At 73.0% G+C, this 25,207-nt stretch carries 24 protein-coding genes; 11 read left to right on the top strand and 13 right to left on the bottom strand.

Annotated features, from left to right (window positions below; all coding sequences use genetic code 11):
- Positions 1-28: 28 nt before the first annotated feature.
- Genes ACFYZS_RS11270 through ACFYZS_RS11260 form a run of 3 tightly spaced genes read left to right on the top strand, consistent with a single transcriptional unit; the run spans position 29 to position 3,617 of the window.
- Complete coding sequence (locus ACFYZS_RS11270; protein WP_389009611.1) at positions 29-1,591, top strand: peptidoglycan-binding protein; 1,563 nt, start codon at positions 29-31, stop codon at positions 1,589-1,591.
- Entirely contained in the window at positions 1,588-2,295 is a 708-nt protein-coding gene (locus ACFYZS_RS11265) for an ABC transporter ATP-binding protein (protein ID WP_389009609.1), read from the top strand. The genes ACFYZS_RS11270 and ACFYZS_RS11265 overlap by 4 nt, the downstream gene beginning before the upstream one ends.
- Positions 2,292-3,617, top strand: coding sequence for an ABC transporter permease (locus tag ACFYZS_RS11260; RefSeq protein ID WP_389009606.1), 1,326 nt, complete (start codon positions 2,292-2,294; stop codon positions 3,615-3,617). The genes ACFYZS_RS11265 and ACFYZS_RS11260 overlap by 4 nt, the downstream gene beginning before the upstream one ends.
- Positions 3,618-3,683: 66 nt before the next feature.
- On the opposite strand, the gene ACFYZS_RS11255 is transcribed toward ACFYZS_RS11260, so the two are convergent.
- From ACFYZS_RS11255 to ACFYZS_RS11240, 4 genes are all read right to left on the bottom strand, one after another.
- Complete coding sequence (locus tag ACFYZS_RS11255; protein WP_389009604.1) at positions 3,684-4,670, bottom strand: pirin family protein; 987 nt, start codon at positions 4,668-4,670, stop codon at positions 3,684-3,686.
- Between the two features lie 133 nt (positions 4,671-4,803).
- The gene (locus tag ACFYZS_RS11250) at positions 4,804-5,178 is read right to left on the bottom strand and encodes a hypothetical protein (RefSeq protein WP_389009601.1); all 375 of its coding nucleotides are present in this window, start codon (positions 5,176-5,178) and stop codon (positions 4,804-4,806) included.
- A 103-nt stretch (positions 5,179-5,281) separates the two neighbouring features.
- A complete protein-coding gene (locus ACFYZS_RS11245) occupies positions 5,282-6,241 on the bottom strand; it encodes a helix-turn-helix domain-containing protein (protein WP_389009598.1) in 960 nt (319 codons plus the stop codon).
- Positions 6,242-6,267: 26 nt separating this feature from the next.
- Positions 6,268-6,726 (bottom strand): SseB family protein, encoded by a 459-nt coding sequence (locus tag ACFYZS_RS11240; RefSeq protein WP_030153025.1) that lies wholly within the window; start codon positions 6,724-6,726, stop codon positions 6,268-6,270.
- 206 nt (positions 6,727-6,932) lie between these two features.
- Here ACFYZS_RS11240 and ACFYZS_RS11235 point away from each other — a divergent pair, with 206 nt between their 5' ends.
- The 4 genes from ACFYZS_RS11235 (at position 6,933) to ACFYZS_RS11220 (ending at position 12,221) form a co-directional block, all read left to right on the top strand.
- A complete protein-coding gene (locus tag ACFYZS_RS11235; RefSeq protein ID WP_389010261.1) occupies positions 6,933-8,762 on the top strand; it encodes an acyl-CoA dehydrogenase in 1,830 nt (609 codons plus the stop codon).
- 95 nt (positions 8,763-8,857) lie between these two features.
- Positions 8,858-9,607 carry a hypothetical protein gene (locus ACFYZS_RS11230; RefSeq protein WP_389009595.1) on the top strand — a complete coding sequence of 250 codons (750 nt, stop codon included), beginning with the start codon at positions 8,858-8,860 and terminating at the stop codon, positions 9,605-9,607.
- Between the two features lie 101 nt (positions 9,608-9,708).
- Positions 9,709-11,001, top strand: a complete 1,293-nt coding sequence (locus tag ACFYZS_RS11225; RefSeq protein WP_389009591.1) for a M18 family aminopeptidase — start codon at positions 9,709-9,711, stop codon at positions 10,999-11,001.
- Between the two features lie 158 nt (positions 11,002-11,159).
- Positions 11,160-12,221, top strand: coding sequence for an SMP-30/gluconolactonase/LRE family protein (locus ACFYZS_RS11220; RefSeq protein ID WP_389009588.1), 1,062 nt, complete (start codon positions 11,160-11,162; stop codon positions 12,219-12,221).
- Here ACFYZS_RS11220 and ACFYZS_RS11215 read toward each other — a convergent pair.
- The 3 genes from ACFYZS_RS11215 to ACFYZS_RS11205 all read right to left on the bottom strand — a co-directional run bounded on the left by ACFYZS_RS11215 (position 12,218) and on the right by ACFYZS_RS11205 (position 15,508).
- Complete coding sequence (locus ACFYZS_RS11215; RefSeq protein WP_389009585.1) at positions 12,218-14,056, bottom strand: NHL domain-containing thioredoxin family protein; 1,839 nt, start codon at positions 14,054-14,056, stop codon at positions 12,218-12,220. The genes ACFYZS_RS11220 and ACFYZS_RS11215 overlap by 4 nt on opposite strands.
- Positions 14,057-14,142: 86 nt before the next feature.
- Complete coding sequence (locus ACFYZS_RS11210) at positions 14,143-14,664, bottom strand: DUF4240 domain-containing protein (protein ID WP_389009582.1); 522 nt, start codon at positions 14,662-14,664, stop codon at positions 14,143-14,145.
- Between the two features lie 40 nt (positions 14,665-14,704).
- Entirely contained in the window at positions 14,705-15,508 is an 804-nt protein-coding gene (locus ACFYZS_RS11205) for a hypothetical protein (RefSeq protein WP_389009578.1), read from the bottom strand.
- A 32-nt stretch (positions 15,509-15,540) separates the two neighbouring features.
- On the opposite strand from ACFYZS_RS11205, the gene ACFYZS_RS11200 reads away from it, so the two are divergent.
- Positions 15,541-16,062: an LURP-one-related/scramblase family protein gene (locus tag ACFYZS_RS11200; protein ID WP_389009575.1), complete on the top strand. Its 522-nt coding sequence runs from the start codon at positions 15,541-15,543 to the stop codon at positions 16,060-16,062.
- Here the strand turns inward: ACFYZS_RS11200 and ACFYZS_RS11195 are convergent.
- Together ACFYZS_RS11195 and ACFYZS_RS11190 are read right to left on the bottom strand one after the other, a co-directional pair.
- On the bottom strand, positions 15,998-16,357 hold the full coding sequence (locus ACFYZS_RS11195) for a hypothetical protein (protein ID WP_389009572.1): 360 nt from the start codon (positions 16,355-16,357) through the stop codon (positions 15,998-16,000). The two genes, ACFYZS_RS11200 and ACFYZS_RS11195, sit on opposite strands and share 65 nt — an antisense overlap.
- 136 nt (positions 16,358-16,493) lie before the next feature.
- Positions 16,494-17,273 carry a carbon-nitrogen family hydrolase gene (locus tag ACFYZS_RS11190; protein ID WP_389009569.1) on the bottom strand — a complete coding sequence of 260 codons (780 nt, stop codon included), beginning with the start codon at positions 17,271-17,273 and terminating at the stop codon, positions 16,494-16,496.
- A 149-nt stretch (positions 17,274-17,422) separates the two neighbouring features.
- Between ACFYZS_RS11190 and ACFYZS_RS11185 the strand changes: the two genes are divergently transcribed.
- Both ACFYZS_RS11185 and ACFYZS_RS11180 read left to right on the top strand, forming a co-directional pair.
- Entirely contained in the window at positions 17,423-18,253 is an 831-nt protein-coding gene (locus ACFYZS_RS11185; protein ID WP_389009566.1) for a maleylpyruvate isomerase family mycothiol-dependent enzyme, read from the top strand.
- A 144-nt stretch (positions 18,254-18,397) separates the two neighbouring features.
- Positions 18,398-19,423 carry a helix-turn-helix domain-containing protein gene (locus tag ACFYZS_RS11180; RefSeq protein ID WP_389009563.1) on the top strand — a complete coding sequence of 342 codons (1,026 nt, stop codon included), beginning with the start codon at positions 18,398-18,400 and terminating at the stop codon, positions 19,421-19,423.
- A 180-nt stretch (positions 19,424-19,603) separates the two neighbouring features.
- Here the strand turns inward: ACFYZS_RS11180 and ACFYZS_RS11175 are convergent, their stop codons facing one another.
- Positions 19,604-20,911 (bottom strand): nitrate/nitrite transporter, encoded by a 1,308-nt coding sequence (locus ACFYZS_RS11175; protein ID WP_389009560.1) that lies wholly within the window; start codon positions 20,909-20,911, stop codon positions 19,604-19,606.
- The gene (locus tag ACFYZS_RS11170) at positions 20,908-21,582 is read right to left on the bottom strand and encodes a GntR family transcriptional regulator (protein WP_389009557.1); all 675 of its coding nucleotides are present in this window, start codon (positions 21,580-21,582) and stop codon (positions 20,908-20,910) included. The genes ACFYZS_RS11175 and ACFYZS_RS11170 overlap by 4 nt, the downstream gene beginning before the upstream one ends.
- Before the next feature lie 145 nt (positions 21,583-21,727).
- On the opposite strand from ACFYZS_RS11170, the gene ACFYZS_RS11165 reads away from it, so the two are divergent.
- Positions 21,728-22,921 carry a DUF418 domain-containing protein gene (locus ACFYZS_RS11165; protein ID WP_389009554.1) on the top strand — a complete coding sequence of 398 codons (1,194 nt, stop codon included), beginning with the start codon at positions 21,728-21,730 and terminating at the stop codon, positions 22,919-22,921.
- Here ACFYZS_RS11165 and ACFYZS_RS11160 read toward each other — a convergent pair.
- Together ACFYZS_RS11160 and ACFYZS_RS11155 are read right to left on the bottom strand one after the other, a co-directional pair.
- Positions 22,887-23,222: a protease inhibitor I42 family protein gene (locus tag ACFYZS_RS11160; protein WP_389009551.1), complete on the bottom strand. Its 336-nt coding sequence runs from the start codon at positions 23,220-23,222 to the stop codon at positions 22,887-22,889. The two genes, ACFYZS_RS11165 and ACFYZS_RS11160, sit on opposite strands and share 35 nt — an antisense overlap.
- A gap of 18 nt (positions 23,223-23,240) precedes the next feature.
- On the bottom strand, positions 23,241-25,130 hold the full coding sequence (locus ACFYZS_RS11155) for a C1 family peptidase (protein ID WP_389009548.1): 1,890 nt from the start codon (positions 25,128-25,130) through the stop codon (positions 23,241-23,243).
- Positions 25,131-25,207: the final 77 nt, after the last annotated feature.

Raw genomic sequence — 25,207 nt, 5'->3', positions numbered from 1 at the left:
GGCTGTTGAACGGAAAAGTGGGTTTCACGTGAAACATCAAGAGGCCGCCGCCCCCGAGGAGCCGGACGCCGCAGGACCCGTACCGGAAGCCCCAGGGCCCGTACCGGAAGCCGCAGGACCCGTACCGGAAGTCTCGGAGCCCGAAGCCGACGACGTACGGGCCTCGCTCGCCCGGCGGCGGCGGATCCTGATCTGGGTCGTCGCGGGCGCCGTCGCCCTCACCGGGGCCGGGGTGGTCCTCGCCACCACCATCCGCTCCCCCGCCCAGGTCGCGGCCGATGCCGCTCCGCCGCCGGCGTCCGTCCTCGCCGACCGGGTGGAACGGCGGGTGCTGACCTCCTCCGTGGTCGTACGGGGCACGGTCGCCGCCGAGCAGTCCCTCACGGTGTCCCCGGGGGCCGGAGCCGCCGCGGCCGCCGGGACGGGCGGCAAACCCGTGGTGACCCGAATCAACAAACAGCCCGGGGCCGCCGTGCAGGCGGGCGACGTACTGGTCGAGGTGTCGGGGCGGCCGGTGTTCGCGCTGGCCGGGGCCCTTCCCGTGTACCGGGACCTCAAGCCCGGGGCCACCGGCAAGGACGTCGGACAGCTCCAGGAGGGGCTCAAGGCGCTGGGCCACGCCACCGGCAAGGATCCGGCGGGCACCTACGGCGCGGGGACCAAGGCGGCGGTCACCGCGCTCTACGCGGCGCTCGGCTACACCCCGCGCCCCGCCGACCCCGGGGACGCCGAGAAGCTCCAGGCGGCGGAGGACGCCGCCGACACCGCCCAGCGGGGGGTCACCACCGCCAAGAGCGCCCTCGCCAAGGCCAAGGCCGGCGGCGGGGCCGACACCGCCGAGGCACAGCAGCAACTCACCTTCGCCCAGCAGGACCTGGCCAAGGCCACCACCCGCCTGGAGTCGGCCCGGGCGGCGGCCGGGCCCATGGTCCCGGCGGACGAGCTCGTCTTCGTCAAGGGCTTCCCGGCCCGCGTGGACGCGGTCAAGGCGGCGGTCGGGGAGACGGTCCCGGACGGGCTGCTGACGCTGTCGGCGGGCGCGCCGGTGATCCGGGCCTCGCTCCCGGCCCACCAGAAGGACCTGGTCAAGGCGGGGATGAAGGTGGAGGTGCTGTCCGAGGCCACCGGGCTCACCGCCACCGGGACGGTCGCCTCGGTCGCCACCGCCCCGACCCCGGCCTCGGCCGGCGCCGCGCCGGGCGGCGGCCCGGGCTCCGGCGGCTCCGGTGCGGGAGCGGGCTCCGGCACGGGGGAGAACGCCGCCGCGCAGGACCCCGGCGGGTACGCGCTCACCGTCACGCCCGGCCAGACGCTCGACGCACGCCTCTCGGGACAGGGGGTCCGGCTCACCGTGACCGCCGCCTCCTCCGGCGAACCGGTGCTGGTCGTACCGCTCTCCGCCGTCTCGGCGGGCGCCGACGGCCGGACCACCGTCACGGTGCTGGGCAAGGACCCCGCCGCCGCGGACGCCCGGCGCCGGGTCGAGGTCCGGGCCGGGATGTCCGCCGACGGCATGGTCCAGGTCGAGCCGGTCGGCGGCGCCGCGCTCGCCGACGGGGACCGGGTCCTGGTCGCGCAGGCGAAGCCGTGACCGGCCCGGGCTCCGCTCCGGAGCACGCCCCGGTCGTCCGCTTCGAGGGCGTCGGGCTCACCTACCCCGGACCGCCGCCCGTCCGGGCGCTGAGGCCCTGCGAACTGACCGTGGAACGCGGCGAGTACGTCACCGTGGTCGGCCCGTCCGGTTCCGGGAAGTCGACCTTCCTGAACGTGGCCGGGCTCATCGACGCCCCGACCACCGGCCGGTACCTCCTCGACGGCATCGACACCGGCGCCCTGCGCGACCGGGACCGGACCGCCCTGCGCGGGCAGCGCATCGGCTTCGTCTTCCAGTCCTTCCACCTCCTGCCGCACCGCAGCGCCCTGGAGAACGTCCGCCTCGCCATGGTCTACAACGGCATCCCGCGCGCGGAGCGCGCCGAGCGGGCCCGTACGGCGCTGGAGCGGGTCGGCCTAGGCCACCGCACGGGCCATCTCCCGACCCGGATGTCGGGCGGCGAGCGCCAGCGCGTGGCCATCGCCCGCGCGCTGGTCTCCGAGCCCTCGCTGCTGCTGTGCGACGAGCCCACCGGCAACCTGGACACCGCCACGGCGGGCGCGGTACTGGCCCTGCTGGACGAGCTGCACGCGGACGGGCTGACCCTGCTGGTCATCACGCACGACCCGCACGTGGCGGCCCGGGGCCGGCGGACGGTGTCCATCCGGGACGGGGTCCTGAGCGAGGTCCTCCCCGTATGAGGAACGACGTGAGGACCTCCCCGAGGAGCACCGGGCGACGGCGCGGCGACGGCGCCGATGCCGATGCCGGCGTCGATGCCGGCGTCGATGCCGGCGCCCGGATCACCCCTTCCCGGCTGTCCCTGCGCGACCTGTTCTCCGAGGCCCTGGCCGGGATGCTCCAGCGGCCCGCGCGCTCGGCGCTCACCGGCCTCGGGACGGTCCTCGGGGTGGGCACGTTCGTCGCGATCCTGGGCCTGACGGCCACCGCCTCCTCGCAGATCGACAGCCGCTTCAACGCGCTGACGGCCACCGAGGTCGGCGTGCAGGACACCGCGGGCGGCGCCGATCCCAAGCTCGCGCAGCAGGTGCCCCTCGCCTTCCCCCGGGACGCGGACGCCCGGGCGGGCGCCCTCAACGGGGTACGCGCGGCAGGGGTGTTCTGGCCGGTGCCGCTGGGCGACACCACCGTACGGTCCGCCCCGGTCGCGGGGGCGACCGGCGAGCGCGTCCCGGTCGTCGCCGCCTCCCCGGGGATGCTGCGCGCCGCCGGGCTGACGCTGGGCTCGGGCCGGGCGTACGACGCCTTCCACGACGGGCGCGCCGAGCAGGTCGCGGTCGTGGGCTCGGCGATGGCGGCGCGGCTCGGCATCACCACGCTGGAGAGCCGCCCCGCGGTGTTCATCGGCGAGCACCCGTTCACCGTGGTCGGCATCGCGAGCGGCGCCGACCGCAAGCCGGACCTGCTGCTGTCGGTGATCGTGCCCCGGGGCACCGCCGAAAGGCTGTGGGGTCCGCCGGAGAACGCCCAGCGGGCCCGGATGCTGGTGGTGACCGAGCTGGGGGCTGCCCGCCAGGTGGCCGCGGAACTCCCGCTCGCGCTGCGCCCGGACCATCCCGACTGGCTGACGCCCGCCCCGCCGCCGGACCCGAAGACGCTGCGGGCGGGGGTGACTTCGGACCTGGACCAGCTGTTCCTGCTGCTGGCGGCGATCTGCCTGGTCATCGGGGCGGTCGGGATCGCCAACACCACGCTCGTCGCGGTGCTGGAGCGGACCGGGGAGATCGGGCTGCGCCGGGCCCTGGGGGCGCGCGGGCGGCACATCACCGCCCAGTTCCTGGCCGAGTCGGCCGCGCAGGGCGCGGTCGGCGGGCTGGTGGGCACCACGCTCGGCACGCTGACCGTGGTCGGGGTGGCGGCGCTGCGCGACTGGACCCCGGTGATGTCGCCGCTCACCGTCGCCGTGGCGCCGTTGATCGGACTGGTCACCGGGGTCTTGGCCGGCCTGTACCCGGCGTGGCGGGCCTCCCGTACGCAGCCGGCGGAGGCCCTGCGCCGCTGACGGTGCCCCGTCGGCGGCGCGGGGATGCCCCGCGCCGCCTGACGGTGCCCGCCGGGGGCGGGGCGGTCAGGAGTGCTGGTCCGCCGACTTCGTGCGCTCCCGGGCGGTGGTGGGGATGGTCCCCAGCCGGCCCGCCTGGAAGTCGTCGAAGGCCTGCTGGAGCTCCTGCCGGCTGTTCATGACGAACGGCCCGTAGTGCGCCATCGGCTCCCGGATGGGACGCCCGCCGAGGAGGACGATCTCCAGGTCCGGGGTGTTCGCGTCCTGGGACTCGTCCGCCCGCACCGTGAGCGAGCCGCCCTCGCCGAACACCGCCGTCTGCCCGGTGTGGACGGGCCGCCGGTCGGGACCGACGCTGCCGCGGCCGGCCATGACGTACGCGATGGCGTTGAAGTCCTCGCGCCACGGGAGGGTGACCTGCGCGCCCGGGGCGACGGTCGCGTGGATCATCGTGATCGGGGTGTGGGTGATGCCGGGGCCGGCGTGGCCGCCCAGTTCACCGGCGATCACGCGGAGCAGGGCGCCGCCGTCGGGGGTGGACAGCAGCTGGACCTGGCCGCCGCCGATGTCCTGGTAGCGCGGGGGCATCATCTTGTCGGAGGCGGGGAGGTTCACCCACAGCTGGAGGCCGTGGAAGAGCCCGCCGGACACGACGAGGGACTCCGGCGGGGCCTCGATGTGCAGGAGGCCCGACCCGGCGGTCATCCACTGGGTGTCACCGCCGTTGATGACTCCGCCGCCGCCGTTGCTGTCCTGGTGGACGAAGGTTCCGTCGATCAGGTACGTGACGGTCTCGAAGCCGCGGTGGGGGTGCCAGGGGGTGCCCTTGGGCTCGCCCGGCGCGTACTCCACCTCGCCCATCTGGTCCATCATGATGAACGGGTCGAGGTACTGGTAGTTGATCCCGGCGAACGCGCGGCGCACCGGGAACCCCTCGCCCTCGAACCCACCCGGGGCGGTCGTGACGGCCAGCACCTTGCGGGCGGCGGTCTCCGGGGCGGGCTCCGCGACGCGGGGGAGCGTCAACGGGTTCTCCACAGTCACTGCAGGCATGGTCGGAACCTCCTTCTGAGTCGAGTTTAGTTGAAACTCGAACTTCCTGCCACACCCCACAGAACAGAAGGGGCCCCGAGGGAATTCCCCCCGGGGCCCGAAGCCTCTCACCTGCGGTCATGCGGTCATGCGGTCACGGCGAGACGATGACCGAGTTGATCGGCGTGATGTCCCGCCACCGCCACTGGTCCAGCGGCATGTCCTCACAGCTGCCGGTGCCGTTGTACCCGGTGCACAGCTTGAACTTCCAGCCACCGGTCTGGTTGTTCAGCACCCACCGCCAGCCGTTCTTGTTGCTCAGGTTGTAGGTGCCCGCGGCGCTGAACTTCACGTCCACCGTATGCGAGTCCCAGCCTGGGGTGTAGATGCACGCGTACCCGGAGGGGCACCCGTCGACCGTGTGGTCCGAGGCCGTCGCGGGTGATGCCGCCAGGACCCCCGTACCCAGCGCCATGACCCCGGTGGCCGCCAGCGCGGCGAGCTTCGTGCGTAAGGACGTGACGGACATTGCAGTCTCCCTCTTGGTAGGAGCGGGATTCCCCGCAGCACCGATGTTCGGGAGCCGGGGCGCCGGCCGCGATCCTTTCGGGCACCGCCGAAAGGATCGGCCGTCAGCCCGTGCCGTGCAGCAGGTCCACGCCCAGCCCGGTGGCCGAATGGAGGACCGCCTTGCCGTCCCGCTCCGTGGTGATCAGCCCGGCGGCGCGCAGCGTGCGCGTGTGCTCCGAGACCGACGGCAGGCTGATGTCCAGGTCCCGGGCCAGCTCGCTCGTGGTCCGCTGCTCGATCAGCAGCTGGAGCAAGGCCGCCCGGGTCCGGCCCAGCAGCGCGTCCAGCGGGCCTTCCGCCCGGCCCGGTTCGACCAGCGGCAGCGGGGTCATCGCCGGGTAGTGCAGGACGTGCGAGCCGTCCGGCAGGTCGGCCAGCAGCGGGCGGCCCGTCCAGAACGCCGAGGGCATCAGCATCAGGCCGCCGCCGCCGAGCCGGACCTCGTAGTCCGGCTCCAGGCCCACCTCGAACGCGGTGCCCGACCAGGCCGCGGCCGGATGGACGCTCGCCAGGCACGCCTTGATGCCGTGGGCGCCCAGCAGCCGGGTGCGCCAGGCGACGTCCGCCCGGAAGGACTGCCGGATCTGCGGCCACCGCGGGGCCACGACCACCTCGTACGCGCAGCGGATCGCGCCGTCCAGCAGGTCCCACGCCTCGCGGTCCTGGCCCCACAGCGCGCGCAGCCAGGACGCCCGGCCGGGGGCGCGGGCGACGGTGCGGTGCAGCTGGTCCGCGGTCAGCAGGGGAGCCGCGTCCCGTACGGCGGCCAGCCCCTCCTCCAGGCTCCGTGCGAGGGGCTCGAGGAACTGGGGGTTGTCGCCGTCGGGCCGCAGCAGATCGAGCAGCGGGCGCGCCCGGTCCGGTAACTCCCGGCTGACCCGGCCCCGCCAGCGGCCGAAAACGGCCTGCTCGTCCACGCGCTGCCAGGCGATCAGCGCCATCGACAGCTCCACCAGCGGCAGCGGCTCGCGCGCGAAGGTGACGTTGAGCAGGTCCCCCGCCGTGAAGTGCACGCGCAGCACGATCCGCCCCCCGGCTACGGCGCCGGTCAGCCGTACATGCGGCGCATCGCGTAGTCGACCATCTGCTCGACGGCCTTCGCGTCGAAGACCATGCGGTGGTCGCCCTCCATGTCGAGGACGAAGCCGTAGCCGGTCGGCAGCAGGTCGATCACCTCGGCGCCCGTGATCACGAAGTACTTGGACTCCTTGCCGGCGTACCGGCGGAGCTCCTTGAGCGTGGTGAACATGGGGATCACCGGCTGCTGCGTGTTGTGCAGCGCCAGGAAGCCCGGGGTCTCGCCGCGCGGGCAGTAGACCTTCGAGGTGGCGAAGATCTGCTGGAAGTCCTCGGCGGACAGCGACCCGGTCGTGAAGGCCCGCACCGCGTCGGCGAGCGACGGCGGCGAGGGCTCGGGGTACAGCGGCTGCTCGCCGTACCCGCCGGCCATCTGCTGCGGGGCGGCGTACTGCTGCCCTGCGCTCACGTTCTGGTCGTAGCCGTACATAGGGCGAAGCCTACCGAGCGCCCCCTGCCCCGTGGACGCGCATTCCCGCCAGGGTTGCGGACCAGTGCCCGGCTGGTGTCCGGCTTGACCCTGGTCACAGTCGCCACGTCAGGGGTTGCGTCTTATTACCCGTGGGTAGCATCATGACATTACCGATTGGTATGTACGAGGAACCTGTCTTCCCGAGCCTTAACGGAGCCGTCGCCATGGGGCACTACAAGTCGAATCTCCGCGACATCGAGTTCAACCTCTTCGAGGTGCTCGGCCGCGACAAGCTGTACGGCACCGGACCGTTCGGTGAGATGGACACCGAGACCGCCAAGAGCGTCCTGTCCGAGATCGCCCGCCTCGCCGAGAACGAGCTGGCCGAATCCTTCGCGGACGCCGACCGCAACCCGCCGGTCTTCGACCCGGCCACCAACACCGCGCCGGTCCCGGCGTCCTTCAAGAAGAGCTACGAAGCCTTCATGGACTCCGAGTACTGGCGGCTCGGCCTGCCCGAGGAGATCGGCGGCACCACCTCGCCCCGCTCCCTCATCTGGGCCTACGCGGAGCTGCTGCTCGGCTCGAACCCGGCCATCTGGATGTACTCCTCCGGCCCGGCGTTCGCCGGCATCCTCTTCGAAGAGGGCAACGAGGCGCAGAAGAAGGTCGCGCAGATAGCGGTCGAGAAGCGCTGGGGCTCCACCATGGTCCTCACCGAGCCGGACGCCGGCTCGGACGTGGGCGCCGGCCGCACCAAGGCCATCCAGCAGGAGGACGGCTCCTGGCACATCGAGGGCGTGAAGCGCTTCATCACGTCCGGTGAGCACGACATGGAGGAGAACATCCTCCACTACGTCCTCGCGCGCCCGGAGGGCCACGGCCCGGGCACCAAGGGCCTGTCCCTGTTCCTCGTCCCGAAGTTCCACTTCGACTGGGAGACCGGCGAGCTGGGCGAGCGCAACGGCGTCTACGCGACGAACGTCGAGCACAAGATGGGCCTCAAGGCCTCCAACACGTGCGAGATGACCTTCGGCGACCAGCACCCCGCCAAGGGCTGGCTGATCGGCGACAAGCACGACGGCATCCGCCAGATGTTCATGATCATCGAGTTCGCCCGCATGATGGTCGGCACGAAGGCCATCGCCACGCTCTCCACCGGCTACCTGAACGCCCTGGAGTACGCCAAGGAGCGCGTGCAGGGTCCGGACCTGGCCAACTTCATGGACAAGACGGCGCCCAAGGTCACCATCACGCACCACCCCGACGTGCGCCGCTCGCTGATGACGCAGAAGGCGTACGCCGAGGGCATGCGCGCCCTGGTGCTGTACACCGCCTCCGTCCAGGACGCGATCCAGCTCAAGCAGGCCGCGGGCGAGGACGCCTCCGCCGAGATCGGCCTGAACGACCTGCTCCTGCCGATCGTGAAGGGCTACGGCTCGGAGCGCTCGTACGAGCAGCTCGCGCAGTCGCTGCAGACCTTCGGCGGTTCCGGTTACCTCCAGGAATACCCGATCGAGCAGTACATCCGGGACGCCAAGATCGACACCCTCTACGAGGGCACCACGGCGATCCAGGGCCAGGACTTCTTCTTCCGGAAGATCGTCCGCGACCAGGGTGCCTCGCTGAACGTCCTCTCCGAGACGATCAAGAAGTTCCTGGCCGAGGCCGTCGGCGGCGAGGAGCTGTCCGGCGCCCGCGACGCGCTCGCCAAGGCCGCGGTCGACCTGGAGGCCATCGTCGGCCAGATGATCGTCGACCTCACCGCCACCGGCGAGGACGTCAAGAACATCTACAAGGTCGGCCAGAACACCACCCGCCTGCTGATGGCCTCCGGTGACGTCGTCGTCGGCTACCTGCTGCTCAAGGGCGCGGCCGTGGCCGCCGAGAAGCTGGCCGCCGGCGCCCCCGCGAAGGACGTCGCCTTCTACACCGGCAAGATCGCGGCGGCGAAGTTCTTCGCCTCCCAGGTGCTGCCGAACGTCTCGGTCGCCCGCGCGCTGGCCGAGTCCGTCGACAACTCCCTGATGGAGCTCGACGAGGCCGCGTTCTAGTCCACACGGTCACCGATCCGACGGCCGGGCCCCTCAGCGGGGGCCCGGCCGTCGGCATTCACAGGTTGTCGGTGGTTCGTGGGACGCTCGTAGACATGAGTCCAGCAGAGCAGCACGGCCACAGCAGGGGGTACTCCGTCCCGACCGGGCGGCCGTACGCCCTCAAGGAGCTGCAGGCCGCCCTGGGCAGTCTCGGCGACCATCTGCGGGAGCTGTACGACGGCGCCCACCCCGCCGAGTACGAGGCCGTCGCCGATGCCCTCTACACCGCCTTCCAGACCGCTGCCGGGCTCGCGCCGGCCAAGAGCTACACCGGCTGCTCCGAGCACCCCAACGGGGCCCTGGACCCCGAGGCGCCCGACGGCTGGGGCCGCTGCCTGATCTGCAACGACCGGCGCCGGCTCGGGCTGCGTGCCCAGGGCGTGCGCGGCGCCCGCGCCGCGGCCGCCGCCCCGCCCGCGGGGGAGCAGCGCCGGCTGGGCTATCCCGTGCCGGACCCTCCGTACACGCTGCAGTCCCTGCGCGACCACCTCCGCACGGTCGAGGACCGCCGCTTCCACCTGGGCTTTTCCTCCCCCGCCGAGGAATTCGTCCGGATAGCGGACGATCTCCACCGTGCGTTCATCGTGGCCCGCGAGCTGTCCCGGCCCCGCAACGCCTCCGGCTGCTCCGAGCACCCCGGCGCGCCCATCGACCCGGACGCGCCGCCCGGTGAGGCCTGTATCTTCTGCGCCGGACGCAAGAGACGCGCGCAGCGCTCCGCGACGACCCCGGAGATGCTCCCGCGCATCCGCCGGGGCGAGCGCAGGCAGTTGCAGCGCAGATTCGAGCGCCCGCCGGGCTGACAAGCCGCCGGGGAGTGGACCACACAGCCCGCGGTCCCGGCGATTCGGCTATCCGCCGCAGTCCGACCATGGTGAACACGACCGTCGTTAAGGTGAACCACATGAGCTCTCCCGCCCGCTTCGACCGCGGCCACACCGACGATCTGATGACCTTTTTGACGGCCAGTCCGTCGCCGTACCACGCCGTGGCCAATGCGGCCGAGCGGCTGGAAAAGGCAGGCTTCAGGCAGTTGTCGGAAACGGACGCCTGGGACGCGGGCAGCGGAGGCCGGTTCGTCCTGCGCGGCGGGGCGCTCATCGCCTGGTTCGTCCCCGAGGGCGCGACCGCGCACATGCCGTTCCGGATCGTCGGCGCGCACACCGACTCCCCCAACCTCCGGGTCAAGCCGCTGCCTGACACGGGCTCACAGGGATGGCGGCAGATCGCGGTCGAGATCTACGGCGGCACCCTGCTCAACACCTGGCTGGACCGGGACCTGGGCCTGGCGGGCCGGCTGAGCCTGCGCGACGGCAGCGAGCGGCTGGTCAACGTGGACCGCGCCCTGCTGCGCGTCCCGCAGCTGGCCGTGCACCTGGACCGGTCGGTCAACAGCGAAGGGCTCAAGCTCGACAAGCAGCGCCACATGCAGCCGCTCTGGGGCCTGGGCGAGGTGCAGGAGGGCGACCTCATCGCCTTCCTGGAGGAGGAAGAGGGCCTGCCGCAGGGCTCGGTGGCCGGCTGGGACCTGATGGTCCACTCGATCGAGCCGCCGTCGTACCTGGGGCGCGACCGCGAGCTCGTGGCCGGCCCGCGCATGGACAACCTGGTCTCGGTGCACGCGGGCGTCGCGGCGCTGGCCGCCGCCTCGACCGCCGACAAGCTGGACCACATCCCGGTGCTGGCCGCGTTCGACCACGAGGAGAACGGCTCGCAGTCGGACACGGGCGCGGACGGGCCGCTGCTGGGGAACGTGCTGGAACGTTCCGTCTTCGCACGTGGGGGCACGTACGAGGACCGCGCGCGGGCCTTCGCGGGCACCGTCTGCCTGTCCTCGGACACCGGCCACGCCGTGCACCCCAACTACCCGGAGCGGCACGACCCCTCGCACCACCCGCGCGCCAACGGCGGACCGATCCTGAAGGTCAACGTCAACCAGCGGTACGCGACGGACGGCAGCGGGCGCGCGGTGTTCGCGGCGGCGTGCGAGCGGGCCGGCGTGCCGTGGCAGACCTTCGTCTCGAACAACTCGATGCCGTGCGGGACGACGATCGGCCCGATCACGGCCGCCCGGCACGGGATCCAGACGGTGGACATCGGCATCGCGATCCTGTCGATGCACAGCGCCCGCGAACTGTGCGGTGCGGATGACCCGTACCTGCTCGCGAACGCGCTGCTGGCGTTCCTGGAGGGCTGACCCCGTGCGGCCGCGCCGCCCGCCGGATCCGGGCGGGCGGTGTGCCGGCTTCGGCCGGGCGGGTCGATCTCGGCGGCGACGCGGTGCGATGAACGTATGGTGACACTCCGTCATGTTGTGCTGGGGTTCCGCCCTTCCCGGCCGACAAGGAGAGTCCCGTGCTCCGCCTGTTCCGCCTGTTCCGCCTGCTCCGCCTCCTCCTCGTGCCGCGCGTCGCGGGCACCGCGGGCATCGCCCTCGCCCTGCTCGTGGCCGCCCCCGCGGCCGCCGCTCCGAAGCCGCCGCGGTCCACCGGTCCGGCGCTATCCCTCGCGAACCCGCGGATCGTCGCGCACTTCGACTTCGCGGCCGGCCAGACGCCGGAGAACATCGTTCTGGAGCCCGACGGCTCCGCCGATCTGACGCTGGCGCTCGCCCGCCAGGTGGTCCGGGTGGACCGGCACGGCGGGAAGCGGGTCCTGGCGACCCTGCCCGACGTCGCCGACCCGCAGACGCCCCTGCTCGGCGTCGCCGTCGTCTCCGGAATCGTCCGCACCCACGACGGGACGCTCTACGTCGGCTACAACACGGGAACCGCCGAGACCGGCATCTACCGGATCACCCCCGACCGCGAGGTCTCCAAGCTCGTCGACATGTCCCCGAAGGGCTTCGTGAACGGGCTGGCCCTCGACGAGCGCCTCGGGCTGATCTACGCCGCGGACTCCGTCCTCGGCACGGTGTGGCGCGTCTCCCTGGACGGCGAGCCCGAGGTGAGCGCCTGGGCCACCGGCGCGGCGCTGGAGCCGACCACCTTCATCGGCGCGAACGGCATCAAGGTGCGCGATCATGCGGTCTGGGTGTCGAACTACGACCGGGCCACGCTGCTGCGGATCCCGGTCGAGGAGGACGGCTCCGCGGGGAGGACCGGGATCCACGCAACCGGGCTGACGGGGATCGACGACTTCGCGTTCGCCGGGCACGGCGAGACGGTGCTCGCCGCACTGAACACCACCGCGAGCGGGCTCGCCCTGGTCCGGCCCGACGGCACCCACACCGTCCTGCTGACCGGGAAGGACGGGCTGTCCGGGCCGACCTCCGTGGCGGTCCGCCACCACCAGGTCTTCGTCACCAGCGGCGCCTTCCTCGACGGCGTCGACCCGAACCTGCTGGTCGCCGACGTGGAGAAAGGCGCCGGGCGGAAGGAGAGCGGCGAGAACGGCGAGACGTTCCCGGCGGCCTAGGCGTCCATCCCCGCGAGGACGAGCGGCAGCCGGGTGGCGCCGTCGGCCGTGACGGTCACCGGTACGCCCCAGTCCTGCTGGTGCACGTGGCAGGCCGGGTACTCGTTCGCCGGGTCGTCGTCGCAGGAGGCCGCCATCGCCGAGACGTGCAGCACGCCCTCGGTGACCTCCGGGTTCAGGGCCAGCTCCCGGAACAGGTCCGTCCCGGTCCCCTCGCCGCCGACCAGCAGCTCCGGCGGGGTCGAGGACACCAGCAGCCGCGTCGACGGCCCGTAGCGGGTGTCGAGCTTCTGCCCGGTCGGCGCCTGGAACACCACGTCGAGCCGGAGCGTGCCCGGGGCGACCTCGGTGGCGGCCCGCTGCGTGCGGTGCGCGACGGCGTCGACCCGTACCGCCTCCTCCGGCAGCCGCAGCCGGGTCAGCCGGTGCCGGGCGGACTCGACGACCACGATGTCCTCGCCGTCCAGCACCGCGTCGCTGGGCTCCCGCAGGTCGGTGGCGAGCGTGGAGACCTGGCCGGTCGCCGGGTCGAAGCGGCGCAGGGCGTGGTTGTACGTGTCGCACACCGCGACCGAGCCGTCCGGCAGGGCGGTCACCCCGAGCGGGTGCTGGAGCAGGGCCTGGGCGGCGTCGCCGTCGCGGTGGCCGAAGTCGAACAGGCCGGTCCCGACGGCGGTCCGCACGGCGTACCCGTCGGCCCCCTCGCCCGCGGGTTCCACGTACCGCAGGGCGCTGTTCTCGGAGTCGGCGATCCACAGCCGGTCCGCGGCGGCCGCGAGCCCGGAGGGCTGGGCGAGCCAGGCCTCCAGGGCGGGCCCGTCGTGCAGGCCCTCGCTGGTGGTGCCGGCGGAGACGGCGACGGTCCCGGTCTCCGGGTCCCAGGTCCACAGCTGGTGCACGCCCGCCATGGCGATCCACACCTTGCCCTGCCACCAGGCGACGTCCCACGGCGAGGACAGGTCCACCTCCAGGGCCGGGCCGGAGGTCGGGGAGCCCTGCCACCACTGGCGGCCGGTCCCGGCGACGGTCTCGACGGAGCCCGTCTCGGGGTCGAAGCGGCGTAGCGCGTGGTTGACGGTGTCGGCGACGACGACGGAGCCGTCGGGGAGCAGGGCCAGGCCCTGGGGCTCGCTGAAGGCGTCCGGCCCGAAGCCGCGCTCGCCGCTGCCGATGCGGCGTACGACGCTCTCGCCGTCGGAGGCCAGCTCCACGAGCTGGTGCCGCGTCGAGTCCGACACGAGCAGGTTCCCGCTCGGCAGCACCAGCGCCTTGCCGGGGAAGCGGAGGTCGGTCGCCACCGGCTCGGGCGCCACGTACGGGCCATCCCCGCGGCGCAGCGTGCTCTTGGCCCCGTGCTCCGCTTCGAGCTCCTCCACGAGCCGCGCGATGGCGTGCGCGTGCCCCTCGCCGGCGTGCTGCGCGACGATGTACCCCTCGGGGTCGATGACGACGAGCGTCGGCCAGGCCCGTACGGCGTACTGCTTCCAGGTGGCCAGCTCGGGGTCGTCGAGGACCGGGTGGTGCACCTCGTACCGCTCGACGGCGTCGACGACGGCCGCGTGCTCGGCCTCGTGCACGAACTTCGGCGAGTGGACGCCGATGATCACGACGGTGTCGCGGTGCTTCTCCTCCAGCTCGCGCAGCTCGTCCAGGACGTGCAGGCAGTTGATGCAGCAGAAGGTCCAGAAGTCGAGGATCACGATCCGGCCGCGCAGCTCGGCGAGGCTCAGATCCTTCCCACCCGTGTTCAGCCAGCCCCCCTTCCCGACCAGCTCGGGAGCACGGAGGCGGGCACGGCGGGGCGCGGGGGTGTGCGCCGGGGCGGCATCGTTCATGCTTCAAGCTTGCCATCCGCGCATGAACGCCCGATCACGGCAGTACGACACCCGGGCCGGCGCCCTCCGGGGCGGGCCACGGGCGCCTAGTCGAAGAGGGCGCTCAGCCGGGGGAGGCGGGTGGAGGTCTCCTTCGTGTCGTCGAAGTCGAAGTCCCAGGACGGGTCCAGCGCGGGGTAGCTGATCGTGAAGGAGTCCGCCGGGAGCTCGCGGCCCGTGGCCGATTCGTACGCCGTCCAGGCGATCGACAGGGCCTCCTCGTCCCACAGCTCCAGGCCCTCCGCCGCCGCCTCGCGCACCGCGGGGTGGTCGGCCAGGGAGTCGGGGTCGGCCAGGGCCAGGGCGAAGGCCTCCTCGCCCTGGGTCAGGAGCCAGCCGCGGAAGTAGTCGAAGCCGTCGTCCGAGCAGCCGCCGTTGATCACGTACGCCGCGGCCCACAGGGGGCTGCGGTAGGACTCCGCCAGCAGGTCCCACAGCACCTGCTGGGCGGTGGCTATCTCGGCCTCGGGGCAGCGCGCCAGCAATTCCGCGGCGCGCGCCGCCACCTGGTCGGGCTGGGCCTCCGTACGGGCCGTGTCGATCAGCTTCCAGAACGTCTGCTTGTCCATGGGGGAAGCCTGGCATCCCCCTCTGACATCGGACGTGCCGTCAGACGGTGAGGAAGGAGTGAAGGGATTCCGTCAGAGCGGTGATGAAGCCCTCCTGCGCCGCCGGGGACACGAGGTCCAGGGAGAGGTACGGGTTCAGGTCCTCCAGCTCCACGAGCAGGAGTTCCCCGGAGGGGGCGCGGCAGGCGTCCACCCGCTGGATGCCGTGCGACAGGGTGTTCCACTCGATGAAGGAGCGGGCGAAGCCGAGGTCGGCCGCCGTGGCCTCGTACGGCTCCAGTTCCCAGCGGCGGGCCGGGTCCGGGGCGTACAGGGCGTACTGGAAGGCGTCGTCGACGAAGTAGAAGGAGACCTCGTACGCGAAGTCGATGCGCGGCTGGATGAGGTTCACCCCCGCCGGGCCCTGCGGGTGCGGGGTGAAGGTCAGGCCTATGGAGTCCGCGCCCTGCTTGGGCTTCACCGCGTACGAGGGCACCGCGGGGAGCAGCGCGAGGTCGGCGGGGTCGTCGATCGTGGGGATGACGGGGTAGCCGGCGGCCGTGAGGTCGAGCAGGTACTGCTTGCCCGCCATGTCGCCGCGGCCCGTGAGCGGGTTGTAGACGCGGGTGCCGGCGGCGAGGGCGGCCGCGCGGAAGGCGTCGTACGCCTCCTGGTAGTGCAGGACCGGTCCGCTGTTGCGGACGACCACCGCGTCGAAGTCCGCCATCAGTCCCGCCGCGTCCAGCGGATGGCACAGGGCGAGCGGGAAGTGCTCGCGCAGCCGGGAGGTGAGGAGGATGTCCTCGTCGCAGTAGCGGCGGCCGCGCGCCGGGTACGCCAGGTCGGTCACATAGAGCAGAGGCATGGCGGAAACCTATCGCGGGCATCGATCCGGGCATGAAATACCTGGTTCGGGACAAAATGCTGGCCCTCGGGGACGACTACTGGATCGAGGACGAGGACGGCAGGCACGCCTTCCTCGTCGACGGCAAGGCGCTGCGCATCCGGGACACGCTGGAGCTGAAGGACCCGGACGGGCACGTCCTGATCACGCTGCGGGAGAAGCTGCTGCGCCTGCGCGACGCGATGACGCTGGAGCGCGACGAGCGCCGGCTCGCCGTGATCCGCCGCAAGCGGCTCTCCCTGCTGCGCAACCACTACCTCGTGACGCTGATCGAGGGCACCGAACTGGACGTGAGCGGGCGGCTCCTGGACCGGGAGTTCAAGATCGAGTACGAGGGGGAGCTCCTCGCGCTGATCTCGCGCCAGTGGTACCGGATCCGCGAGACGTACGCCGTGGACGTGATCCGGGAGGACGCGGACGCGGCGCTGCTGATCGCGGTGGCCGTGTGCGTCATCCGGATGGCGGAGAAGGAGCGGGAGGCCGGGGCCGGTCCCGATGGTGGTCCCGGGCCGTGAGCTGGCCCTGGACGTAGGCGTCGGTGTCCGGCGTGTACGGGCCGCCGTGGTCCAGCAGGAGGTCGGTGATGCGCTGCCACTCGGCGGCCTCGGCGCGGACGGCGGCGTCCGCGGACTCCAGGTCGTCGGCGCCGGCTCCGACGTCGGCGAGCACGGCGTCCAGGGCGGCCTGCGCCTCGTGGTGGGTCATGCCGGTGGCCCGGTCCCGGACCCGCCCGCGGGCCCCGATCTCCGCGGCGGTGGGCTCGTGCGGCTCCAGGGCGGCCTCCAGCACGTCCTGCGCGTCATCCGTCACGGCGCAACCGCCTCCTCGTCTCCTCGTCGCGGAACCGGCGTCCGGTGCCGCCCGTTCCTCCCCTCTGCCCGCAAACCCCGGCTCCAACCTGGGGCCTTCCGGGGTGCCGGGCGCCCCGGAAGGCCCCGGGCGGAGGTCAGCGGCCCAGGCGGCGGTCCTTCAGGGCCGGGAACTGCTCGCGGGTCTCGGGCACCTTCGCCGGGTCCAGGTCCACGGTGAGGACGTCCTCGCCGGGTCCCGCCTCGGCCAGCACCTCGCCCCAGGGGTCCACCACCAGGCTGTGCCCGGCCTGCTCGACGCCCGCGTGCGTACCGGCCAGCCCGCAGGCCAGCACGTACGACTGGTCCTCGACGGCCCGCGCCCGGTTCAGCAGCGTCCAGTGGGCCCGGCGGCGGGCCGGCCAGCCCGCGGCCACCACCATCGTGGTGGCCCCGGCGTCGACCAGACCGCGGAACAGCTCGGGGAAGCGCAGGTCGTAGCAGGTGGCGATGCCGAGGACCTGCTCCGGCAGGGTGACGGTGGTCAGGGAGTCCCCGGCCGACATCAGGACGGCCTCGCCCTGGTCGAAGCCGAAGCGGTGGATCTTGCGGTAGGTGGCGGCCAGCTCGCCGGCCGGGGAGAGGACGAGGGCGGTGTTGTAGAGGGAGCCGTCGCCCGCGCGCTCCACGACCGAGCCCGCGTGCAGCCAGACCCCGGCGTCGCTCGCCGCCTTCGACATCGCCTCGTACGTCGGACCGTCCAGCGGCTCGGCCTCGGTCTCGAACTGCTCGTAGGCGAAGGCGCCCACCGTCCACAGTTCGGGCAGCACGACCAGGTCCGAGCCGGCCTGCTCCCGTACGATATCGGCCACTCGGGCCCGCCGTGAGGCGACCGACTCCCCGTCGGACACCGCGATTTGGATCAGCGAGGCGCGCACAGTACCACCGTCCTGGCATTCGGGCCGTCAACTCCGGCCTACGATCGTCACACGAAAGCGCTGCCGGGGTGCTCACCGGCAGCGTAGTTTGGGAATCAGTCCACACGCTTCCAGAAAACGCGCCACTGAACAGCACGCGAGGGGTCCCGTTGACCGTCCAGCCGCATCCCAGCCTCCAGCCCTATGCCGACGCGTGGACCCACTCCATCGAGGCGATATCCGAGCTGGTCCTCCCCCTGACGGAGGGCGAGTGGAACCGCGCGACCCCGTGCCCCGGATGGTCGGTCCGTGATGTGGTGTCCCACGTCATCGGCATCGAGTGCGAGCAGCTGGGGGATCCGCGGCCGATCCACACGCTTCCGCGGGACCTGCGGCACGTGGTCGACGAGTTCACCCGCTACATGGAGGTCCAGGTTGACGTCCGGCGGCACCACACCGCGCCGGAGATGACCTCGGAGCTGGAGTACACGATCATCCGGCGCTCTCGCCAGCTGCGGAACGAGAAGCGGGATCCGGACACCATGGTGCGCGGGCCGCTGGGCGACCAGGTGACCCTGGAGCACGCGCTGCGGCTGCGGGCCTTCGACGTGTGGATCCACGAGCAGGACCTGCGGGCGGCGCTGGGCGTGCCGGGGAACTGGGACTCGCCGGGGGCGTACGTGGCGCGGGACCTCCTGCTGGCCGGACTGCCGAAGGTGGTCGCGAAGCTGGCCGGGGCGCCGGCGAACTCGGCGGTCGTGATCGACGTGCACGGGCCGGTGGAGTTCATGCGGACGGTGCGCGTGGACGCGCAGGGACGCGGGACGGTGGACGGGACGCCCTCGCTGGGCCCGGCCGTGACGCTGACCACGGACTGGGAGACGTACGTGCGCCTCGCGGCGGGGCGGGTCCGCGCGGGCGCCGTCGCGGACCGGGTGAAGGTCGAGGGCGACGCCGGGCTGGCGGACGCGATCCTGGCCCACTTCGCCGTCACCCCGTAGCCGCCGGGCGGCCCGGGCCGCGCACGGCGCCCCCTCCCGCTCGGCCCCGACCGCGGCCGAGAACCGCTCTGCTCGATGTCACGTCCCTGTCATGGGCGGGACAACGCAGAGCGGGAGAAGGGGGTTTCCGGGGTGTGGTCAAGGATGTCGGCCGCCGCAGTACCGGCTGCGGAGCGGCTCGACTGGTTCACCGACGTGATCGCGCAGGAGCTCGTGCCCACGGCGATCCGCAGTGAACGCGTCCGGGACTTCTGGGCCGAGGCGTCCGTCCTGGACCTCGGCGGCGTGCAGGTGTCCTCGTTCGAGTTCAGCTCTCTGCGCTCGCTGCGCACCGCCGCCCACGTGCGGCGCAGCGATCCCGAGCAGTACCAGCTGGGGCTCGTCACCAACGGAGCCATGTCGCTCGCCCAGAACGGGCACGAATCGGGTCTGTTCACCGGGGACATGGTGCTCTGGGACACCTCGCTGCCGATGGAGTCGGACGCCGTCCCGGACGTGGACGGGGGCCGGGTGCGGGCGATCGTCCTGTCCTTCCCCCGCGATGCGATGCCGCTGCGCGGCGCCCGGGTCGAACGGCTGCTGGCCCACCGGATCGCGGGCGGCCACGGCATGGGGGCGATCCTCGCCCAGTACATGCAGTCGCTGGCGGCGCACGCGGCCGACTGCGGTCCGGCGGAGCTGAACCGGCTGGGAACGGTCGCCCACGACCTGGTCGGCGCCTGCCTGGCCGGGCAGCTCGGCGCGCAGGACGAGCTCTCGCCCGAAGCCCGCACCCGCGCGCTGATGGAACGGATCGAGGCCTTCATCACCCACAACCTCGGCGATCCGCAGCTGTCCCCGTCCGCCGTCGCCGCCCGGCACGGCATCTCGCTGCGCCACCTCCAGCAGCTCTTCCGCGACCGGGGCGAAACGGTGGCCGCCGGGATCCGGCAGCGCCGGCTGGAGCGGTGCCGGGCCGATCTCGCGGACCCGGGGCTCCTCACCAGCCCCGTCCACACGGTGGCGCGGCGGTGGGGGTTCACCAACCCCTCCGTGTTCAGCCGGACGTTCCGGGAGGTGTACGGAGCCAGCCCCACCGAGTTCCGGCAGTGGGCGGTCCGGGAGGCCCTTGCGCGCAAGATCAACGAGCCGTGCACGCCTGGCACATCCGGAGGTGGCGTGCGGCCGTAGGGTCGGCATTCGTCGGCCGCGCCGTGCCGGTGCGGCGGCTTCGGCGGGACTGGACGGGGGTCTGTCCCGCCGGGCCGCCGCCCGGGGCGGGCGGCGGGCGGGCGCACGGACGGCGGACGGACGGCGGACGGACGGCGGACGGGCGGCGGCGTGCAGGCGGCGGACGGGCCGCCGTGCCGGTCAGGCCCGGGTCGGGCTCGGGGAATCCGCGCAGTGGCGGCTCTGCGCGGCCGGCCGGTGGATGCGCTCCGCCCTCAGGGCCGCCGGGCGCAGGCGGAGGATCTGGGTCAGGCCCAGCAGCTCCACCACGAAGACCGACGAGAAGGCGATCCGGTAGTTGTCGCCGGTGGCGTCCAGCAGGAGGCCGACCGCCAGCAGGGTCGTCATCGAGGCCAGGAAGCCGCCCATGTTCGTCAGACCCGAGGCGGTGCCCTGGCGCTCCGGCGGGTTCGCGGGGCGGGCGAAGTCGAAACCGATCATCGAGGCAGGGCCGCAGGTGCCCAGGACGACGCACAAGGTGACGAGGAGCCACATCGGGGCGTGGGGGCCGGGGTAGGCCAGGGCCGAGGCCCACAGCAGCGCCGTGAGCCCGACCGTGCCCAGGGCCAGGGGGATCCTGGCGGACTGGCGGCGGCCTATCAGCTGGCCGTAGACCAGGCCGAAGGCCATGTTCGAGGCCACCACCAGGGTCAGCAGCCCCGCCGCGGTGGTCCGCTCCAGCCCCTGGTCCTCGACCAGGAACGGCATGCCCCACAGCAGCAGGAACACCATCGCCGGGAACTGCGTCGTGAAGTGGACCCACAGGCCCAGGCGGGTGCCGGGTTCCCGCCAGGAATCCCGGATCTGGCGGCGTACGAAGCCCCCGCCGCCCGCACGCGCCGGCGGTTCGTGGCCTTCCGGGTGGTCCTTCAGGAAGAGCACCAGCGGGATCAGGACCACCACGCCCGCGACCGCGCTGCCCGCGAACGCCTGGACCCAGCCGACCCCGTGCAGGACGGGGGCCAGCACCAGCGTGGAGACCAGGTTGCCGGCCATGCCGACCAGCCCCGCCAGCTGCGCCATCAGCGGTCCGCGCCGGGCCGGGAACCACCGGGTGCCCAGCCGCAGCACGGAGATGAAGGTCATCGCGTCGCCGCAGCCCAGCAGGGCGCGGGCCGCGAGGGCCATCCCGTACGAGGGCGAGAGCGCGAAGCCGATCTGGCCGGCCGTGAACAGGACCGCGCCCAGCGTCAGCACCTTCTTGGTGCCCAGCCGGTCCACCATCAGCCCCACCGGCACCTGCATGCCCGCGTACACCAGGAGTTGGAGGATGGAGAAGGTCGAGAGCGCCGAGGCGTTGACGTGGAAGCGGTCCGCCGCCTCCAGCCCGGCCACGCCCAGGCTCGTACGGAAGATCACCGCGACGAAGTAGACCGCCACGCCGATGGACCAGACGGCCACCGCCTTCCGGCCGCCCGGGGGGTCCCGGAAGACTCCGTTCCCCGTCACCGCCCCGACCCCCGCACCAGCGCCTCGACCCGGCCCACGTGGCCCCGTACGGCCGCGGCCGCCGTCTCCGCGTCCCCGGCGCGCAGCGCCCGCAGGATCTCCGCGTGCTCGGCCAGCGACCGCTCCACCCTCTCGGGGTGCGCGTGCAGCAGGGCCACGCCCATCCGCAGCTGCCGGTCGCGCAGCTGGTCGTAGAGGCGGGAGAGGATCGCGTTCCCGGCACTGCGCACGATCTCGGCGTGGAAGCCGCGGTCGGCGGCCATCATCGCCGCGAGGTCGCCCCCGGCGGCGTGCCGGCGCTGCTCCTCCAGCAGTCCGGCCAGCCGCTCCAGCAGGCCGGGCGGGGCCGGCACAGCCCTGCGTACGGTGAACTCCTCGACCAGCAGCCGGGTTTCGATCACGTCGGCGATCTCCTGCGCGGAGACCGGCAGCACCAGTGCGCCCTTCTTCGGGTACAGCTTCAGCAGCCCCTCGGTCTCCAGGCGCAGCAGGGCCTCGCGCACCGGCGTCCTGGACACCCCCACGGCGTCGGCGAGTTCGCCCTCGGTAAGCAGGGTGCCGCCCTCGTAGCGGCGGTCCACCAACACGGCCTGCTTGACGTGTCGGTACACGCGCTCGGCGGCGGGGACGGCGGCTCGTGGAGCGGCGGCGGGGGATGCGGCTGGCGGCATGCGCACAGGATAGATACATGAGGGGTGCACCGGTCACCCCGTCCGGGATGTGGACGGCCTTCGGGCACCGCTGCATCGAAGGATGTACCGGGGCTTCGTCCGGCCGCAGGACGCAACGGCCGCCGGGCGCCGGGACGCTGAGGTCATGGCCCACACCACCCTCGTCGCCCCCGCGGTGGCCCCGACCCGGCTGCCCCTCCTCGACGTCCTGCGCGGTGCCGCCATCCTCGGCACCCTCATGACCAACGTCTGGATCTTCGCCTCCCCCGGCTCCGAGTGGGGGGTGCTGGACGGTGGTCTGGCCGCGCCGGACCCGCTCGCCGACCCCTCCGTCGCGAACATCGCCGAGAGCGCCTTCCGCTTCCTCGCCGACGGGAAGTTCCTCTCCCTGCTCACGCTCCTGTTCGGGGTGGGCCTGGCCATCCAGTACGACTCCGCCGCGCGCCGCGGCGAACCCTGGCCCGGGCGCTACCCGCGGCGGGCCGCGTTCCTCTTCCTGGAGGGGACCGTCCACTTCGTCCTGGTCTTCGCCTGGGACGTGCTGATGGGGTACGCCGTCACCGCCCTGCTGGTGGCCCGGCTGCTCGCCCGCTCCGAGAAGGTGCGGCGGGCCGCGATGTGGACCGCGGGCGGTCTGCACCTGGCCCTGATCGGGCTGGTCACGCTGGGGGACCTGGCCAGGGCGGACTCCGGGCCGAAGACCCCGGATCCCTCCGCGGTCCGGCTGTACGCCCACGGCGGCTACCTCGACCAGATCTCCTTCCGGCTCGACAACGCCCTCGCCCTGCGCATCGAGCCCGTCTTCTCCTTCGGGCTGCTGGTCTTCCTCTTCCTCCTCGGCGTCCGGCTGTACCGCGCGGGCGCCTTCGGGGCGAGCGCGCGCGGGCGCCGGATCCGGGTCCGGATGGCCGCGTGGGGGCTGGGCCTCGGGCTGCCGCTGGGCGCCGCCGCCGCACTGGGCGGCCCCGACCTCTTCGTCCTGGGGCGCTACGGGATCGCCCCGCTGATCGCCGTCGGCTACATCGGCCTGATCGGCTGCGCCCTGGACCGCTTCCGGATCCCGGGGGCCGGCGCCCTCGGCTCCGTCGGGCGCACCGCCCTGTCCTGCTACGTCGGCCAGAACCTGCTCTGCATGCTGCTCTGCTACGGCATCGGGCTGGGGCTCGCCGACCGGCTGTCGGGCAGCGGGCCCTGGTGGGTGATGGGCCTGTGGGCGGGGGTGAGCCTCGTCCTGGCCGCCGCGTCGGGGCTCTGGCTGCGCCGCTTCGGGCGGGGCCCGCTGGAGGCCGCGCAGCACTGGGCGCTCAGCCCCCGCGGACCCCGCCCGCAGCGGCCGTGACCTCCACCTCCAGGACGAACTCGTCGTACGGGGCCTCCTGCGGATACGGCGGCCGGATCTGCGCGAAGCGGATCCGGGCCCGCCCGCCCGGGCAGCGGCCGCGGACGAGGTAGGCCCGCTCCAGCGGGGCGCCGGGCGGCAGCCGCGCGGGCGGCTGCGGGGGCTCGCTCACGTCGCTGACGGAGACGGCGTCCGCGTCCCCGGTGACCTGCCAGGTCCACACGTACCCGCGCGCCCCGCGCCCGGTGAGCCGCAGCTCGTACGACTCACCGGCGCCGAGGGCGATGCTGCGTACCTCCACCCGCCAAGACCTCCCCGCTCAGGCGGGGCCGATCACCGGCCCCTCGTGCCAGCCCGCCCCGTCCCGCCAGTAGTGCTGCAGCTGCCGGTCCGTGCGCAGGACGATGACCTCCAGGTTGAACCCGAAACTGCCCTGGAGCATCCCGGTGACGGCGAGCGCCTCGTGGCCGAAGACGGCGCTGCGGCTCCAGGGGGAGCCGGCGGAGTTGCCGCGCCACCAGTGCTCGACGCGGCCGCCGGCGCCGACCGCGCAGAGCTCGTAGTTCCCGGCGGTGTCCTCGTCGGCCGCCCCGTACTGGGCCTCGATCAGGCAGGGCGCGGAGGTGATCGCGCTGCCGAAGACCTCCCCGGGGCGCCAGGCGAAGCCGTTCGGGTCGTCGCGCCACCACAGCTGCATCCGGCCGTCCGTACGGGTGGCGACGAGGTCGAGGTGGCGGCTGCGAGTCTGGACCAGGGCGGGCCCGTAGTGGGCGATGCCGGAGGCGAAGCGGCCGCCGTCGTTCCAGGTCCAGGGGGCGCCGTTGATCCGCCACCAGTGGTTCAGGCGGCCGTCGGCGGTACGGACGACCACCTCGAAGTTGCCCGGCTTGCCGTAGTCGCTCTGGATGAACGCCGGGGTCGAGCCGATCGCGGCGTCGCCCGGCCCGAAGGCGCCGCCGTCGCGCCAGACCCCGGCGGACTGCTCGTAGTACCAGTGGCGCAGCCGGCCGCCGGTGGTGACGTGCAGGGACTCCATGTTCCGGTTGTAGGTGGTGCCGGTGAAGGCGGGCTGGCCGGAGGCGTCGTTCGCGTACGACTTGGCGCGGGCCCACGGGAAGGGGGAGTCGCCCTCGCGCCACCAGTGCTGGAGGCGACCGCCGCCGGAGGTGGCGAGCAGCTCGAAGTTGCGGTGGGCGCGGCCGTTGCCGCTCTCGTAGACGTTGCCCGCGTGCAGGCGGCGTTTGCTCCACGGGTCGATGTTGGTGCCGCGCAGGCCGCACTTGGCCCAGTAGTCGATGTTGACCTCGCCGTAGGCGATGCGCCCGTGGCCGCCGACGTGGTAGCCCGTCCCCCAGGAGTTCTTGAACAGCCAGCAGCCCGCGGCGTCGTCGTAGCCGGTGATCAGTACGCAGTGGCCCCCCGCGAGGCGGTCGCTGGTGCGGTGGTAGACGCCGGAGCCGAGGCCGAAGAAGTCGTCGTACACGTCGAAGCAGGCGGTGAGCGGGCCGACGGTGTCGAGCCAGACCTTCTGCTGCTCGACGTCGCCGAGGCGTACGTAGTCGGTAATGCGGACGGTGCGGCCGGACCGGTCCCAGCTGGGGGTGTACTCGGCGCGCCAGCCGTCGCGGCGGTCGGCCGGGACGGTGGACGGGGGTGGGGAGTAGGGCCAGCAGTCCGGATCGGCGAGGCCGCCGTTGTCCTTGACCCAGTCGAGGGCGGTCTCGGGGTTGGAGCCCTGGCCGCAGGTGAACTTCAGACCGTCGTGGACGTCCCCCTCGGAGCGCGTGGCCCAGACGTTGTGCTCGATGCGCGCCATGGACTCGACGAGGCCCGCGGCCCCGAAGGCCCAGCAGGAACCGCACGGATTCTGGTCCTTGACCTTGGTGATCCAGGCCCAGCCCCAGCGGGTGCGCCAGTCGACGGCCGCGGGGCGGGCGCCGAGCCCCGCCGACGGCGCCCCGGGCAGCAGGCCGTGGGCGGCCCGGCGGCGGGTGAGGTGCGGGTTGGCGCTCTCGTGGCCGATGAGCGCGGGCAGGTCGACGGCGCCGACCTGCTCGGCGGGCGTGAGGTTCGCGCCCGGTTCCAGGCCGAGCGAGGGCCGGGGTACGGGCTCCTCGTCGGCGAGATGTTCGATGACGGACCAGCGCGCTCGCCGCGATACGAGCTGCGCGCGCAGCTCCCCCACCGTCTGGACAGACTGCTCCGGCATGACCGGCCCCCCAGCGTCAACCGTTGTGTGCAGATCCGGGAGCGTCCACCGGGGGGCGGGGCGCGTCAAGGGTGTCC

Source organism: Streptomyces sp. NPDC001903, assembly GCF_042891345.1.
In the GTDB taxonomy this organism is placed as follows: domain Bacteria; phylum Actinomycetota; class Actinomycetes; order Streptomycetales; family Streptomycetaceae; genus Streptomyces.
The sequence above is the reverse complement of the archived record's forward strand: the minus strand, read 5'-3'. Positions and strand labels throughout refer to the sequence as shown.